Consider the following 14,360-nt stretch of genomic DNA (forward strand, 5'->3'; position numbering starts at 1 on the left):
AACAGAAAATATCAATGCTAATTTAATGTATTAAGCTAATATTTAAGGCTATTAAATAGTTATAGAGAGGTCCTTAAATGGTTTTAACAAACATACAAGCTAAAGATAGCCTTTTATTGATTATAGACATTCAAGAGCGACTTTCCCCTATGATCAGTGATATTCAGAATCTTTTAAAAAACACCCTAAAATTAGCCCAGGCGTCATGCGTGCACGACATACCGACACTGATCTTAGAGCAGTACGTACATGGATTGGGAGAAACTGATAAGAAAATTAAATCGGTTTTACCGCGGGCTACGTTTTTTAGTAAAGTTCATTTTAGTGCATGCGAAGAAGCCGGCTTTTTGGAAAAATTAACTAGTTTTAATAAAAAAACTATTGTTGTGGCGGGCACTGAGGCGCATTTATGTGTTCTACAAACATGTATCGATTTATTAAAAAGTGGATTTGAGGTGGTTTTAGTAACCGACGCAATTGGATCTCGTAATAGCGAGCATAAAAGTATCGCAATAGAACAACTAAAGCATGGCGGAGCGGTAATTTCATGTGCAGAAATTGTTATTTTCCAATGGACAAAAGCTGCAGCTACGCCTACGTTTAAAAAAATACTACCTATAATTAAATAGGTTATTCGCATATAATGTAAATTAAATGTTTAATGTTTAATTGTTTATTGACAAATTTGGTACTATTTGTCTTTGTTTTATTAAGCTAAATGTATTAGTAAAACTAAAAGTTAGGGTCTTTATGTCTAGTGTTAGCCGCTTATTAACAGTTATCTTTATCCTATTATTTGTTGAATCTATAGGCCTTGGCCTTTATTTTGATACGTTAACTCAGGCATTTGTAGTTGGTTTGCCGCTGTGTTTATTACCAATATGGCTACTAAAAACGCAAGAAAACAATCCTGTCACCCCTCACATAGTCGCTGCAGCAATTATGATGTTTTTTTTTACATATACAACAAGCGTTTGGCTTAATTGAAGTACATTTTGAAATTTTTATATTAATGCCAATATTAATTGTTTTTGTCCAGTGGCGCGTATTTATAACAGCTATTTTATTTGTTGCAGTCCATCACTTTTCTTTTTATTACTTGCAAACGCAAAACACGGGTTTTTATGTTTTCGACCCTGATAGGCTCACATTCAGTACTGTCATAATCCATGCGGTATATGCAATAGTAGAGGTGCTTGTTGTTGGTTATATAGCTATCACTTTAGAGAGAGAGCGCCGAGCTGGAACATCACTTAGTTCAGCAACTGAGCAAATAATAGAAAACTCTGAGCACATTAAATTATCGCTTAGAGCAGATTACACACAAAGTGAAGCTGTTGTAGGTTTTAACACCTTACTCGATTACTTGTCGGACGTTATTAAACAAGTTAAAACCCAATCATATTCGCTAAAAACTAACTCCGGTGAATTAATTCATGTTCATGATAGGCTAGCAAATGGTGCACAGCAGCGCACTCAGCAAACAGATGATATAGCTAATTCGGGTGCTCAAGTTGCGCATGGTTTTAAATTAGTTGAGCAAGAAAGTGAAGTGTTAAAACATCAAGTTGATAGCATCACAGAATCGGCTAAAGGAGCTTTAAACGACGTATTACAAACCCATAGCAAAAGTAGAGAGCTACTAAATTTGTTAAATCACACTGAAGAGCAAATTAATCAACTCGTTGCTGCTGGTGACGTTATTTCAAGCTTATTAAACGAAATATCAGGAATAGCTGAACAGACAAATTTATTAGCGCTCAATGCAGCCATTGAGGCAGCCAGAGCTGGTGAGCACGGAAGAGGCTTTGCCGTTGTAGCAGATGAAGTACGATCATTGGCAAATCACAGTAAAGCAACTACAGACAAAATAGGCCTGACACTTAAAGACCTTGTTACAAATAGCAAAACGTCTACTCAATCAATGACTCAATGTGTGAACTTTGTTGTTGATTTAACTGAAATAAGCACTGCAATGAAAGAGAATATCTCAGCAATGAGTGAACAAATAAAAGCGGTTTCAAGTAGTACGAGCTCGGTTGCACAAGTTGTTTCAGAGCAAGCAGGCAATACAGAACAGATCGCTGACAGCACAGACCAAATGCGCCAAAACCAGTATGAAGACGCCAATATTGTTAAGCAACTTACCGACAAAGTTCAGTTAATTGACGTGAGTATTGATGTACTTGAGCAATCAATTGCCAAATTTAAGTAGCTCAACTTTTTTAAAGTTTATAATATTAACCTGGTTAGGATTTGTGATATCAGGCTTAGTTTACTTTCAAGCTGAACAGTCAAAGCCGTTTGATAGTGATAAAGTATTATTGCAAGATGGTTGGTTTTTGAGTTTTAAAAACCAACCAGGCTTGAATACGCAAACACATCAGGCGTCTTTGATTCTTGTTTTAGAACAAAGCTGCGGTTGCACAAAGCAGGCTAAAAGTCATATTACTGCTCTTAAGCGCGTTGCAGAAGAAAAAGGCTTTAACATCATTCAGCACCCTTGCTCAGCTAAGCTAAAACACGTTATTCCAGCAACACCAGCTGCAATAATTATGGACAAGCATGGCGAGTTTGTTTACGCAGGGCCATTATCAGAAGGATTAGCGTGCTCGCAGGGCAGTGGTTTTGTAGAAACGGCAATTAATAACTTAGTTGCGGGGTTTAATTCGGGTTTACTCGTCGCAGATACTAAAGGTTGCTATTGTATAAATATCGTTTAGCTTCATACCGCCGCTTATTTAAAAACAAATGCCTTGGATGTTAATTCGCACTCGACGTCCTCCTTCAAAGACAAGCTAATTAACTTAGTGCTTATATATGGTTTGAATCAGTGTTAGCAGGCAGATTAAAGCAACACTTTTAGCTGTCCACTAGTTGAACTAACATATCAACTTCTACCAGTAGCAATTCTAAACAAGATTGACAAAAACTTAGCTGTTCACTGAGTAATCACTTTTTATGTTAGAGGTTATTTTAACGGCATTATGGGAGTAACAATAAAAATCAAATAAAGCTAGAATGGCTATTGATAACTATTACCATTTAGATTAAGATGAGGGTATCAAAAGTAATTAGAGTGGTTTGTATTCATGTATATTTGTCTATGTCACGGTGTGACAGATAAAAAAATTGAGCAGACAATTGACGATGGCGCTACCACCATGCGTGAATTAACCAAAGAGCTTAAAGTGGGCAGCCAATGTGGTAAATGTTGCGGTTGTACTAAAAAGATCCTTAATCGTAAACTTATCGAAATTGCAGATATTACTGATCAAGTAGCTTAATTACATTTTAAAAATTCATAAAAAAAGCAGCTTTATTAAGCTGCTTTTTTTGTAACTAAATTATTGTTTAAAGTTGAGATTGTAGGTAATTTTCGATCCCTACATTTTCAATAAGCTGCTGCTGTGTTTCTAACCAATCCATTTGTTCTTCTTGCTCGTTTAAAATATGGTCGAGCGCTTCTCGGCTAATGTAATCTTTTTTACTTTCAGCTAGTTTAACGGCAGCGCGGAGTTCGTCTATGGTGTCGAGTTCAAAGCTCATGTTAGCTGCAATCATTTCTTCGCTGTTCTCACCTATACGTAAACGACCTAGGTCTTGAAGGTTTGGTAAACCTTCTAAAAACAAAATACGTTCAATCAAACGGTCAGCGTTTTTCATTTTCTGAATGGACACTTTATAATCGGCTTTATCAAGCTTACTAAAGCCAAAATCTTTAAACATGCGTGCGTGTAAAAAGTACTGATTGATGCCGACAAGCTCGTTAGCAAGTACGTTATTTAACGCTTTAATTACCTCTAAATCGCCTTTCATAACTTTAGCTCCTGCTAACCCATTTGTGATTGGTGGTAATTTTCTGAGCCAATTTTTTCAATTAGGCCAAGTTGTTGTTCTAACCAATAAACGTGATCTTCTTCTGTATCGAACAATAGCTTTTGAAGTATTGCACGAGATTGATAATCTTGCTGTTCTTCACAGATGGCAATAACATCTTTCACGCAGGCAACCACTTCTAGTTCAAGTGTTAAATCATTTTGCATCATGCTTTTAACATCGTTACCGATAAGTAAATCACGACGCTTAGTAAGGTTGGGTACACCTTCTAAAAATAAAATACGTTTGATCAACCAATCCGCATGGTCTTTTTCTTCTTCCATCTCATGATTAAGACGCTCATAAAGTTTATTCAATCCCCGATCGTCGTACATGCGCGAGTGTATAAAATATTGATCGATTGCAGCTAACTCATTGGCAAGGAGTGCATTAAATGCGTCGATTACTTTTTGATTACCTTTCATGATACGTCACCATAACTTTTTTTGATTGTAGCCAGTGTAGTGTAAAACTAATTAATTGCAAGTTTTTCTCTATAAAAATCATTGTGTTACTATTGGTTTTGATTCTTATTTAAGTTTGCATTGCTGCTTACTTTACATACAGTGTTTTTGATTTCAGTTTAAATAAAATTTTAATTATTATCAGGTTAATATAGTTAAGTACTTCTGACGGAAGTAAAATAGGTGTTATGAACTAACAACACCGTTAAAGCATGTATGGTAGGCTTTATAGACATAATTAGCTGTACTCACGAGCAAAAGATTTCAGCAATTAAATACAGCAATTAAGTTAAACCATTAATACAGGGCAAAATAACGCTTTAACTATTTAAATGTATTGATGCTTAATACTTAATTAATTCTATGAAAAATATACTTTAATCTAATAAAAGCAAAGTACACCAGAGGAAAAACACTATGAGTCAGTCGATTATAATTCGCGATGCTAAACCAAGCGATGCAAATACTATCTTACATTTTATTACTGAGCTTGCAATATACGAAAAAGAACCCGATGCTGTAAAAACAAATGAGCAAGCAATTTTAGACACTTTATTTAGTGAAGGCGCCACTGCGCACAGTATTATATGTTTAGATGGCGATGAGCCAATTGGTTTTGCGGTTTATTTTTACAACTATTCGACTTGGTTAGGTAAAAATGGGTTATATCTTGAAGACTTATACGTTAGTCCAGATAGTCGTGGTAAAGGTGCAGGTAAAGCTATTATGAAGCATTTAGCCAATAAGGCGTTGAACAACAATTGTGGCCGATTTGAGTGGGTTGTGTTGGATTGGAATAAGCCTGCTATAGATTTTTATGACAGTATAGGTGCAAAACCACAAACTGAATGGATTATTTATCGTTTAACGGGCCAAGAGTTAATAGATTTCGCTAAATAGTTGAGTACCGATTGTGGCTAGCAATGGTTTAAAATTTATTTAAACTTTGTCGCAGTCAATTATTAAAAGAGCTGTTTATGATTTCATCTTACTGGCAAAAAGCACGTCAAAGTCGCGATCACCGTTTTGATGGTCTTTTCTATGTTGCAGTAAAAAGTACAGGTATTTATTGCAGGCCTATTTGTCCGGCTCCCACGGCGCTTGAAAAAAATGTTGTTTATTATGAGTTTGCTCATAATGCGGCACAAGACGGTTTTAGGCCATGCATTCGCTGTAGACCTGACAGCGCACCTGGAAGTGCTGCTTGGCAAGGGACTAAAACAACCGCTCTGAGGGCAAAGCAGCTCATTGACCAGCACAATGAACATGATTGTGAGAAGCTAGCTGAAAGATTAGGTGTAAGTAGTCGATATTTAAGACGGTTATTTAAACAACATTTTGGCTTGTCTGTCACGCAGTACCGTATTTTTAACCAGTGTCATTTTGCAAAAAAATTAATTCAAGAAACCAATTTACCGCTGACTGAGATTGCATTTTCAGCTGGCTTTAAAAGTACTCGACGCTTTAACGATGCATTTTTAAAGCAACTCAACATAGCCCCTTCAACACTGCGTAAAACTACTAATGTCAAACGCTCAACGCTTGAATTGATCCTGCCTTTTAGACCGCCTTATAATTGGCTTACTTTACGCTCGTTTATAGAAAAACGTTTAATTAAACCTGTTGAATGGGTCTCAGAAAATAGCTATGGTCGCACGTTTTCAAATGTACTGTATAAGGGGAGTTTCACTGCTGAATTTATTAAAGATAAACACCACTTTAAAGTGAAAATAGGCATAGACAACACACAATATTTGCAATCTGTTATTAATAATATACGTCGAGTGCTAGATTTAGATGCTGATGTTAATTTAATAGAAACTCATTTAAGTAAAAACATAAACGAAGCATTTCCACTGTGTATTGGGCTAAGGCTGCCTGGTATTTGGTCAGACTTTGAGGCAGGTATTCGAGCGGTGCTTGGTCAGCAAGTAAGCGTAGCTGCAGCGCATAACCTAGTCACTAAACTCGTTGCTGAACTCGGAGAAAATGACCTAAAACATGCGTATTTTCCGAGTGCTGAACAAGTAGCACAAAGCAATTTTGATTTTTTTAAAATGCCACAGGCGCGCAAAAACGCACTGCATAATTTAGCCTTGTTTTGTACTAATAATCCCGGCAACAGCGACTTAGATTTATGGCTTGATTTAAAAGGAATCGGCCCATGGACAGTAAACTACGCTAAGTTAAGGGGGCAGAGTCAACCCGATGTGTTACTTGAAGGTGATTTAGGAATTAAAAAAGCACAAGCTGCGGCGAATTCATTTAATAGTGAAAAGTGCACTCCATTTCGTTCATATTTAACGTTCCAACTTTGGCAGCAACTATCATGATTATTCAAACATACATATCAAGTCCTATAGACAATATAATAATTCAAGCAACTGAAAAAGGGGTGAGTTACGTTGGCTTTTATCCGCTTGAAACCTACCCACATGTGCCTCTTACTAAAGTAACTAATGAGCCGGTATTGAGCTGTGCGCTACAATTAAATGAGTATTTTAATAAAAATCGTAAAATTTTTGATGTTCCCTTAGATACTAAAGGGACTGAATTTCAAAAAAGTGTATGGAACGCACTTTTAGATGTTCCTTACGGTAAAACTAATACGTATGGTGATATTGCTCACGCATTGAATAATCCAAAAGCGGTAAGAGCGGTGGGGGCCGCTAACGGTAAAAATCCGATTAGTATTATCGTACCCTGCCATCGAGTTATTGGCGCAAATGCAACGCTTACAGGGTACGCTGGTGGACTAGAAAGAAAGCGTTGGCTTTTACAACACGAAGGATTACTGTGAATGTGTTGCTATAAACTTTGTATCATATGCCATAAGGGTTAAACTATAAAAAACACCTTAATTAAAATAGCCATGCAAGTTGTTACACTATTTTACATATTTACTTTTTTAGCGCTCGTGACATTCAATAACGCGAGCGCGGCTGATAAAAAACTGCTTTTTTGCTTTGAAGACAAAGAAATTGCGCCGATGTTTTTAGGTGTAGGACAAGAGATCCCGATTCAAAGGCCCGGTGCTTCGGCAGACGTATTACGGCTATTGGACGACGCGGTTGATGGCGTTGATATTGAGTTTGTAAGGAAACCTTGGCGAAGATGTTTGAAAGATCTTGAATCAAATAAAGTCAATGCGGTTATTGCAAGCTTTAGAAAAGGCAGAGAGCGAATAGCCGTTTACCCAATGAATGAAAATGCAAAACCTAACACCCAGTTTGCCATTAGTAAGTTTGGTAGTTGCTTGTTAGGTCGTGATAAGTTCCGCTCACAATGGCAACTGCGTGACGAGTTAAACAGCAAAATATTTACGATTGCAGTGCCAAGTGGCTACGGCTTGGGCACAATTTTAGACAAAGAACCTCTTTTTGTTCACGAAACAGTGTCTAAAAAAAGTGCATTTGAATTACTTAATAAAGGCGTAGTAGATTCAAGTATCGATATTTGCCAAGTTGATAAAACCAAAACGTCAAGTTACCCTCATAACGACACTGATGTAGCAGCGATATACCCTCCATATGAGTTCACTTTTGGTTATTTAGTTTTTTCGCATCAATTCTATGAAAATCATCCGGTGCTTAGCCATAAAATGTGGCAATGGATTAGTGAATTTGATACCGCTCCTATCTACATTAATTATTTAAATTCTGCAAAACAGCCTGAAAACTAATGCTTTAAACCATAATCTTATTTAGCGTTTGAAATTGGTATTCATTGCATATTAGGGTAGCATAAGCGCACTTTTTGCAACTTGGCACCATCATGGCTCAATTATACTTTTACTATTCTGCAATGAATGCGGGAAAATCTACCACCTTATTACAATCGGCTTTTAATTATAAAGAGCGAGGAATGGAGCCGGTAATCCTCACTGCTGCTATTGATAATAGAGCCGGTGTGGGTAAGGTTTCGTCTCGAATAGGCTTGCAAGCAGATGCACATGTATTTGATGCAAGTAAAGATGTATATGAATTGATTCAATCGCTTAATAGTGAAAGAAAACGCCATTGTATATTAGTTGATGAATGTCAGTTTTTATCCAAAGAGCAGGTAATGCAGTTAACGGATGTAGTTGATGAGTTAGGGATTCCAGTGCTTTGCTACGGTTTACGAAACGACTTTAGAGGTGAGTTGTTTGTCGGTTCGCAATATCTTTTAGCTTGGGCTGATAAATTAATTGAGCTTAAAACAGTGTGCCATTGTGGGCGCAAAGCCAATCACGTATTACGTACCGATGAAAATGGTGATGCGATTGCCGATGGTAATCAAGTTGAAATTGGCGGCAACGATCGTTATGTATCGGTGTGCCGCAAACATTATAAAGCGGCTTTAAACATGGGCCGATAACGCGTTAATAAACGTGTCTATATCTTTTCGTGTTATTCCTAAATGCGTTACTAGCCTAAGTTGTTTACTTGGGCTTATTAAGATACCTTGCTGCTTTAGCTTCTGGGCTATATCTGCAATATTATAATCTTCTACATAAGAGACATACACCATATTGGTCGTATTACTCATATCTACGTTAAAGCCTTTGAGTGCACTTAAACTTTCAGCTAGGTAGCGCGCATTAGCATGATCGTCTTTTAGGCGGTTTACGTTATTTTCAAGCGCATATTGCCCTGCAGCAGCGAGCATTCCGGCTTGTCGCATTCCACCGCCGAGTACTTTACGCCAGCGTCTAGCTTTGTTTATTAACGCTGACGACCCCAATAATAATGATCCAACCGGTGCACCTAACCCTTTAGATAGGCAAATAGACACAGAATCAAAATGTTTGGTTATTTCTTTAATATCAACTTCTAACTCAGTTGATGCATTAAATACGCGAGCGCCATCTAAATGCAGCGCTAAATTATGTTCATTAACAAAGTCTCGTGCTTGGGCGAGGTATTCTAGGCTAAGTACTTTGCCGCCAATGGTATTTTCTAGGCTTAATAATCGAGTTTTCGCAAAGTGACTATCGTCTGGTTTAATTGCTGCGGCGATTTTTTTAAAATTAAGAGTACCGTTTTTTTCGTTTTCAATAGGTTGTGGTTGAATAGAGCCTAAAACAGCTGCACCACCGCCTTCAAATTTATAATTATGCGCATTTTGCCCGCAAATATATTCGTCCCCACGTTCACAATGTGCCATTAATGCAAGTAAATTAGCCTGCGTGCCAGAGCTGCAAAAAAGCGCGGCTTCAAAATTAAAACGGGTAATGGCGAAGTGCTCTAAGTTATTGACACTTTCATCATCGCCATATACATCATCACCGATTGGTGCGCTGTACATGATATCACGCATTTCTTTTGTTGGTTTGGTGACCGTATCTGAACGAAAATCTATCATAGTTTTCCTTATTCTTAGTTAATCAAGTTCATTACAAATTTGTTCACGCGTTTCTTTAGCAAAGTAGCTCCATGCAATAAATCGACTGACTTTTTGTCCCTGCGCCATTTCAATAATTTTATATTCGGCAATAGGGCATGTTTTTAGTTTTGCTTCAAGTGCAATAAGTGAGTCTTTTTTAGAGATTAAAGACGTAAACCATAATACCTGTTCAGCAAATTCTTCACTTTCAGCAATCATTGTTGTAATGAATTGTACTTCGCCACCTTCACACCAGAGCTCGTTACTATTTCCGCCGAAGTTAAGGGTGTTATTTGGCGATTTCCCTAGGTTTTTCCATTTGCGCTCACTGCCTTTGTTTGCTTGTTCCTCACTGGCATGAAAAGGTGGGTTACAGAGCGTTAAGTGGTATAAATCTTTTTGGTTGATAACACCTTTAAAAATATTAGCTGAGTTTTTTTGCAGCTTGAGCGTTATTTTTAAGGCATTAAATTGCGCAATTTGCTTGGCTATTTTTATAGATATAGGGTCTATATCTGAGCCAGTAAAGTGCCACTTATATTCACTTGTTCCTGTTAATGGGTAAACTAAATTTGCTCCAGTGCCTATATCAAGTACTTTAACCTGCTTACCCCTAGGAATTGTTTGCTGATTATCTTCGCTTAATAGATCGGCTAAGTAATGGATGTAGTCTACACGTCCAGGTATTGGTGGGCATAAGTTGTGCTCTGGAATATCCCAAAACTCAATATTATAGTGCGCTTTTAGTAGTGCTTGGTTGAGTGTTTTTACTGCTTTATTATTTGCAAAGTCAATGCTTTTAGTACCTGCAGGCGTATTCACTATATATGGGCAGAGAGCCGGCAGGGCAAGTGTTAGTAATTCAAAATCGTAACCACTATTATGCTGATTGCGTGGGTGTAGTTTTGCACGTGGCGTATTTTTAGTCATGGATTTATTTTGGCAATCTATATCAATAGTTAATTGTAACAAATCCTGGTAATTAAAGTGCAGACAATTACTTTGGCATATTTAAAAATACTGGTACGATGAGTTAGGGTAATAATAAGGAACAAGCGTGACCATCTCTCAACACTCAATAACTATAAATTTAGCAGCTGAACAAACACTGCATTTACGCAAAATATTCGATGAAAAACAAAATGGTCCCATTGTATTTTTTATGCATGGTGCAGTTGAAAATGGCAAAATTTTTTATACGCATAGCAATAAAGGCCTTGCTCCATTTTTAGCTGAGCACGGCTATCGTTGTTATGTTGCTGATTTGCGTGGGCGCGGTGAAAGTAAGCCCGTCATTTCTAAATCTGCTGCGTATGGTCAAACAGAAGCTATTTTAGAAGATATTCCTGCGTTTATAAATAAAATTGAGCAGCTTGAAGGTCATAAACCCGATTACTGGGTTGCGCATTCGTGGGGTGGCGTTTTAATGAATAGTGTCTTCGCACGTTTTCCACATTATATTGATGATGTAAAAGCATGTGTTTATTTTGGTTCAAAACGTTCTCTGTTTAACAATCATCCAAAAAAACTACTTCAGGCCAATTTTATTTGGTATTTTATGGCGCCATTGCTTGCAAAAAAACACGGATATTTACCTGCAAGGCGCTTAAAGTGGGGCAGCGACGATGAAACCCAAAAGTCTCATTATCAAAGCATGCAGTGGGCTAAAAAAAGGCCTTGGATCGATTCAGACGATAATTTTGATTACGCAAAAGCATTGCAAACACTTCATTTACCTCCTACGCTGCATGTTGCAGCGGTTAAAGATAAAGCGTTAGCACAGCCAATTGATATTCAAAGGTTTATTGATGAATCAGGCCCTGGTATACAACAAATGCGCATTTATGGTCGCCGCCATGGACACCGCATAGATTACGATCACATAAACATGTTAACTCATCCGACAGCCCGAAAAGAGCAATTTAACGATTTACTTGAATGGTTTAAGTGTCACCCTTGTTGATTAGTTTGAGCAGGGGGACTTGGTATCGCTCCCATTTACTAACGGCATTTGTATTTACTGGCTGACGAACAGCTTGTTTGCTGAGTGTTGTGACGGCTCTTTTTTGTTTGTAAAACGTTAAGCAATTTTGCTCGTATTTACAGCCTAAAAAGTCAAAAAGAGCACTTAGTTGGTCTTCGGGGTTATTTACTAAGTCTTCATAAGCTAAATTAAACACCGGTAGTTTTAAAGTATTCCAATGTGTCATTAGTTTTTCATATAAGCCATGGTAGTGCTTAAACTCAGTTAAAGAACAAAAGTACGGTTCGTTTTCAGAAAAATAGTTACTAAATACCGAGAATGCAGTGGCGTTAATGTTACGTGTTAAATTTATAAACTTAGCGTTAGGAAATAACATATAAATCAGTCCGAGAGATTGATAGTTACTTGGTAGCTTATTAATAATAATAGGCCTTAACGGTTTGGCTGCTTTAAGAGTATCAATATAAATATTGCGAGCTTGATTAATTAGGCTAGGCGTTAAGTTGGTTAAGCACTGAGGATACGGAGTTTTGGTTTGTTGTTCTAAAAAAGCAACAACACTATTACTAATACTCGCGTTTTCACCTAGGCTTGAACATTGACTATGATTTGAAAGCATTTGTTCAAGTAGGGTTGACCCGCTTCTGGGCATGCCGATTATAAATACAGGCGTGATTGTGCCAGAAAAGTCTTTTTCAGGTGAAGCTAATATATCTTGAGTGTTGTATTTAATAATCTGATCATAAAAAGGGTCGAGCTCTTTGGTTTTAAATGGGCTTAATTTATATTGCAGCGTATTTGCTAGTTCAAAATAGTTAAAAGCTTGATCTGTATCACCTAGTTTATCGTAGCTCTTGCCCAATGCGTAATAACACACCATTTTAAGGCGTAGGTTGTTTGTTTGAGTTAATAAGTGATGCAAATTACTAATGTAATTGTGTTCTTTATTAAAACGACCTAGTTGTACTAATTCAAATAAAATATAGGCGGTAACAGGGTATAAGCCCATGCTTAATGCGTGTGCAAATGTGGTGTGCGCTTTATCTAAATTACCATGTGTTAAATAATGCTGTGCTAAGTAATAATGTGGCTCAGGGTTATGGCTTGCTATGCTTTTTGCGTATTCTAATACAGTAAGTGCGTCGTGTGGTGAATTAACACCATTAAAAGCGTCTGCCAACGCGTGCAGTGGTTCTAACATGTGGGGTAAACGTTCACAGGCTTTTTGTAGTAAATAAACTGCGGCATCAAACTTTTCTAGTCTTAGTGCTATCTTACCTAAACCAAATAAGGCTTCGCCATTTTCAGGCTCACTAGCAAGTAGCGTTTTGTAATGAAACTCTGCTTCTTTTAGCTTGTTTTGTTCGAGTAGTTTGTTGGCTTTATCTAATAACATAGTAGAACATTTTATTTTTTATTCACTATAAAATAAAAAAGGCGAAATGTCTTAACATTTCGCCTGAGTGCTTTCATTCTAAAAATTAGAAAGTATACGTGGCCTTAGCGTAGTAGAAGCCACCGTTAATACCGTAAGGAGATGTTTCGTAGTATTTACCACCCCAGTTATTATTTGGGATACCAGTCGCATCTTGGAAATCAAGTTTTTCAGCATCTTGGTCAAGTAAGTTTTGTGCACCTACAGAAAAGCTGATTGAGTCATTCACAAAGTACGTAATTTCTGCATCAAGCGTTACAGATGCGTCTGCTGTTTTAGCTGTTGCGTCGTAATCTACGTGAACGCCTTGATATTCGCCATAGTAGTTAAGACGAGTAAATGCAGAAATTGACTCCCACTGTTGAGCCCACGTAAGTGTTGCACGGTGGTTTGGTAAGTCTTCTTCTAAGCGTTTAACTTTAAACTCACCGGTAATGTCACTGAATTTAGTTACTTCAGTTTCATTCCAGTTGTAAGCAAGGCTAAATGTAGAGCTGCCACCTAAAATATCTGCTGTGTAGTTAGCTACAACATCAACACCTTGAGTTGTTGTGTCAAAATCATTAGTGAAAAAGCTAACTTGCGCAAGGCCTTCAACATTAGGTACGCCTGCAGCTGTTAGTGTATCTTTATCTGCTTGGCTAAGCGTAATTTTTTCAGATTGACTTATACGGTCTTCAACTTGAATGTTGTAGTAATCAATTGTTAGGAACAAATCGCCAAGTGTATAAACAGCACCAAATGTGTAGCTTTGCGATTCTTCAGGCTCAAGTTCTGTACCACCTAGTTGAACAGCAACTGGGTTTGTAGGTGGTAACAATGCAGAATCTCTTAGCACACCATCGCTTAGGTTTGTTTGAACGTTACTAACGTTTGCTTGACCAACGGTTGGTGCACGGAAACCTGTGCTGATTGAACCACGAATATTTAGATCTTCAGTAACATGATACTGAGCCATTAATTTGTAGTTTGTTGTGCTACCAAACGAGTCGTAGTCTTCAAAGCGAAGCGCTAAGCCCATTAAGAAGTCTTCTGTAAATGGTGCTTCAATGTCTACAAATGCTGCGTAGTTACGGCGTGTAAATTCGCCCGCTTGCGACGGTTTAAAACCAGGGAAACCGTTTGAACCAATGCCAAAACCTTGCGCTGTTAATGGGCCCGCGGTGTATGATGCTTCATCACCTGAGATGATTGTAAATGTTTCTTCATGCCACTCTAAACCACCGGCTAC

Annotated in this window: 15 protein-coding genes and 1 pseudogene; 10 read left to right on the top strand and 6 right to left on the bottom strand. The window is 37.6% G+C overall.

Annotated features, from left to right (window positions below; all coding sequences use genetic code 11):
• Positions 1-77: 77 nt before the first annotated feature.
• The 4 genes and pseudogenes from ATS71_RS09435 to ATS71_RS09450 all read left to right on the top strand — a co-directional run bounded on the left by ATS71_RS09435 (position 78) and on the right by ATS71_RS09450 (position 3,287).
• On the top strand, positions 78-629 hold the full coding sequence (locus tag ATS71_RS09435) for an isochorismatase family protein (RefSeq protein WP_058404606.1): 552 nt from the start codon (positions 78-80) through the stop codon (positions 627-629).
• 121 nt (positions 630-750) lie between these two features.
• A pseudogene (locus tag ATS71_RS09440) lies at positions 751-2,215 on the top strand (methyl-accepting chemotaxis protein).
• Complete coding sequence (locus ATS71_RS09445; protein ID WP_082653612.1) at positions 2,181-2,723, top strand: DUF6436 domain-containing protein; 543 nt, start codon at positions 2,181-2,183, stop codon at positions 2,721-2,723. The pseudogene ATS71_RS09440 and the gene ATS71_RS09445 overlap by 35 nt, the downstream one beginning before the upstream one ends.
• A gap of 369 nt (positions 2,724-3,092) precedes the next feature.
• A complete protein-coding gene (locus tag ATS71_RS09450) occupies positions 3,093-3,287 on the top strand; it encodes a (2Fe-2S)-binding protein (protein WP_058404608.1) in 195 nt (64 codons plus the stop codon).
• A 67-nt stretch (positions 3,288-3,354) separates the two neighbouring features.
• Here the strand turns inward: ATS71_RS09450 and bfr (ATS71_RS09455) are convergent, their stop codons facing one another.
• Together bfr (ATS71_RS09455) and bfr (ATS71_RS09460) are read right to left on the bottom strand one after the other, a co-directional pair.
• Positions 3,355-3,819: a bacterioferritin gene (gene bfr / locus ATS71_RS09455; protein WP_058404609.1), complete on the bottom strand. Its 465-nt coding sequence runs from the start codon at positions 3,817-3,819 to the stop codon at positions 3,355-3,357.
• A 14-nt stretch (positions 3,820-3,833) separates the two neighbouring features.
• Complete coding sequence (bfr, locus tag ATS71_RS09460; protein ID WP_058404610.1) at positions 3,834-4,304, bottom strand: bacterioferritin; 471 nt, start codon at positions 4,302-4,304, stop codon at positions 3,834-3,836.
• A gap of 456 nt (positions 4,305-4,760) precedes the next feature.
• Between bfr (ATS71_RS09460) and ATS71_RS09465 the strand changes: the two genes are divergently transcribed.
• The 5 genes from ATS71_RS09465 to ATS71_RS09485 all read left to right on the top strand — a co-directional run bounded on the left by ATS71_RS09465 (position 4,761) and on the right by ATS71_RS09485 (position 8,702).
• Positions 4,761-5,243, top strand: coding sequence for a GNAT family N-acetyltransferase (locus ATS71_RS09465; protein WP_058404611.1), 483 nt, complete (start codon positions 4,761-4,763; stop codon positions 5,241-5,243).
• Between the two features lie 77 nt (positions 5,244-5,320).
• A complete protein-coding gene (locus ATS71_RS09470; RefSeq protein ID WP_058404612.1) occupies positions 5,321-6,676 on the top strand; it encodes a DNA-3-methyladenine glycosylase 2 family protein in 1,356 nt (451 codons plus the stop codon).
• Positions 6,673-7,143 carry a methylated-DNA--[protein]-cysteine S-methyltransferase gene (locus ATS71_RS09475; RefSeq protein WP_058404613.1) on the top strand — a complete coding sequence of 157 codons (471 nt, stop codon included), beginning with the start codon at positions 6,673-6,675 and terminating at the stop codon, positions 7,141-7,143. Before ATS71_RS09470 ends, ATS71_RS09475 begins: the two co-directional genes overlap by 4 nt.
• 117 nt (positions 7,144-7,260) lie before the next feature.
• Positions 7,261-8,025 (top strand): amino acid ABC transporter substrate-binding protein, encoded by a 765-nt coding sequence (locus tag ATS71_RS09480; RefSeq protein WP_235591458.1) that lies wholly within the window; start codon positions 7,261-7,263, stop codon positions 8,023-8,025.
• A 92-nt stretch (positions 8,026-8,117) separates the two neighbouring features.
• Positions 8,118-8,702 carry a thymidine kinase gene (locus ATS71_RS09485; RefSeq protein ID WP_058404633.1) on the top strand — a complete coding sequence of 195 codons (585 nt, stop codon included), beginning with the start codon at positions 8,118-8,120 and terminating at the stop codon, positions 8,700-8,702.
• Here the strand turns inward: ATS71_RS09485 and ltaE are convergent.
• Together ltaE and rlmF are read right to left on the bottom strand one after the other, a co-directional pair.
• Positions 8,685-9,689 (bottom strand): low-specificity L-threonine aldolase, encoded by a 1,005-nt coding sequence (gene ltaE, locus ATS71_RS09490; RefSeq protein ID WP_058404615.1) that lies wholly within the window; start codon positions 9,687-9,689, stop codon positions 8,685-8,687. The genes ATS71_RS09485 and ltaE overlap by 18 nt on opposite strands.
• An 18-nt stretch (positions 9,690-9,707) precedes the next feature.
• Positions 9,708-10,640 (bottom strand): 23S rRNA (adenine(1618)-N(6))-methyltransferase RlmF, encoded by a 933-nt coding sequence (rlmF, locus tag ATS71_RS09495; protein ID WP_058404616.1) that lies wholly within the window; start codon positions 10,638-10,640, stop codon positions 9,708-9,710.
• Between the two features lie 127 nt (positions 10,641-10,767).
• Here rlmF and ATS71_RS09500 point away from each other — a divergent pair, with 127 nt between their 5' ends.
• The gene (locus ATS71_RS09500; RefSeq protein WP_058404617.1) at positions 10,768-11,673 is read left to right on the top strand and encodes an alpha/beta fold hydrolase; all 906 of its coding nucleotides are present in this window, start codon (positions 10,768-10,770) and stop codon (positions 11,671-11,673) included.
• Here the strand turns inward: ATS71_RS09500 and ATS71_RS09505 are convergent.
• Both ATS71_RS09505 and ATS71_RS18995 read right to left on the bottom strand, forming a co-directional pair.
• Positions 11,654-13,090 carry a tetratricopeptide repeat-containing sulfotransferase family protein gene (locus tag ATS71_RS09505; protein WP_058404618.1) on the bottom strand — a complete coding sequence of 479 codons (1,437 nt, stop codon included), beginning with the start codon at positions 13,088-13,090 and terminating at the stop codon, positions 11,654-11,656. The two genes, ATS71_RS09500 and ATS71_RS09505, sit on opposite strands and share 20 nt — an antisense overlap.
• 85 nt (positions 13,091-13,175) lie before the next feature.
• A partial coding sequence (locus ATS71_RS18995; RefSeq protein ID WP_235591459.1) for a TonB-dependent receptor plug domain-containing protein occupies positions 13,176-14,360 on the bottom strand: 1,185 nt, incomplete at its 5' end.

Source organism: Pseudoalteromonas sp. H71 (genome assembly GCF_001468485.1).
GTDB lineage: Bacteria > Pseudomonadota > Gammaproteobacteria > Enterobacterales > Alteromonadaceae > Pseudoalteromonas.

Coding starts and splice junctions, on each gene's coding strand:
- ATS71_RS09435 (WP_058404606.1), top strand. CDS start 78: ATGGTTTTAACAAACATACAAGCTAAAGATAGCCTTTTATTGATTATA.
- ATS71_RS09445 (WP_082653612.1), top strand. CDS start 2,181: ATGTACTTGAGCAATCAATTGCCAAATTTAAGTAGCTCAACTTTTTTA.
- ATS71_RS09450 (WP_058404608.1), top strand. CDS start 3,093: ATGTATATTTGTCTATGTCACGGTGTGACAGATAAAAAAATTGAGCAG.
- bfr (WP_058404609.1), bottom strand. CDS start 3,819: ATGAAAGGCGATTTAGAGGTAATTAAAGCGTTAAATAACGTACTTGCT.
- bfr (WP_058404610.1), bottom strand. CDS start 4,304: ATGAAAGGTAATCAAAAAGTAATCGACGCATTTAATGCACTCCTTGCC.
- ATS71_RS09465 (WP_058404611.1), top strand. CDS start 4,761: ATGAGTCAGTCGATTATAATTCGCGATGCTAAACCAAGCGATGCAAAT.
- ATS71_RS09470 (WP_058404612.1), top strand. CDS start 5,321: ATGATTTCATCTTACTGGCAAAAAGCACGTCAAAGTCGCGATCACCGT.
- ATS71_RS09475 (WP_058404613.1), top strand. CDS start 6,673: ATGATTATTCAAACATACATATCAAGTCCTATAGACAATATAATAATT.
- ATS71_RS09485 (WP_058404633.1), top strand. CDS start 8,118: ATGGCTCAATTATACTTTTACTATTCTGCAATGAATGCGGGAAAATCT.
- ltaE (WP_058404615.1), bottom strand. CDS start 9,689: ATGATAGATTTTCGTTCAGATACGGTCACCAAACCAACAAAAGAAATG.
- rlmF (WP_058404616.1), bottom strand. CDS start 10,640: ATGACTAAAAATACGCCACGTGCAAAACTACACCCACGCAATCAGCAT.
- ATS71_RS09505 (WP_058404618.1), bottom strand. CDS start 13,090: ATGTTATTAGATAAAGCCAACAAACTACTCGAACAAAACAAGCTAAAA.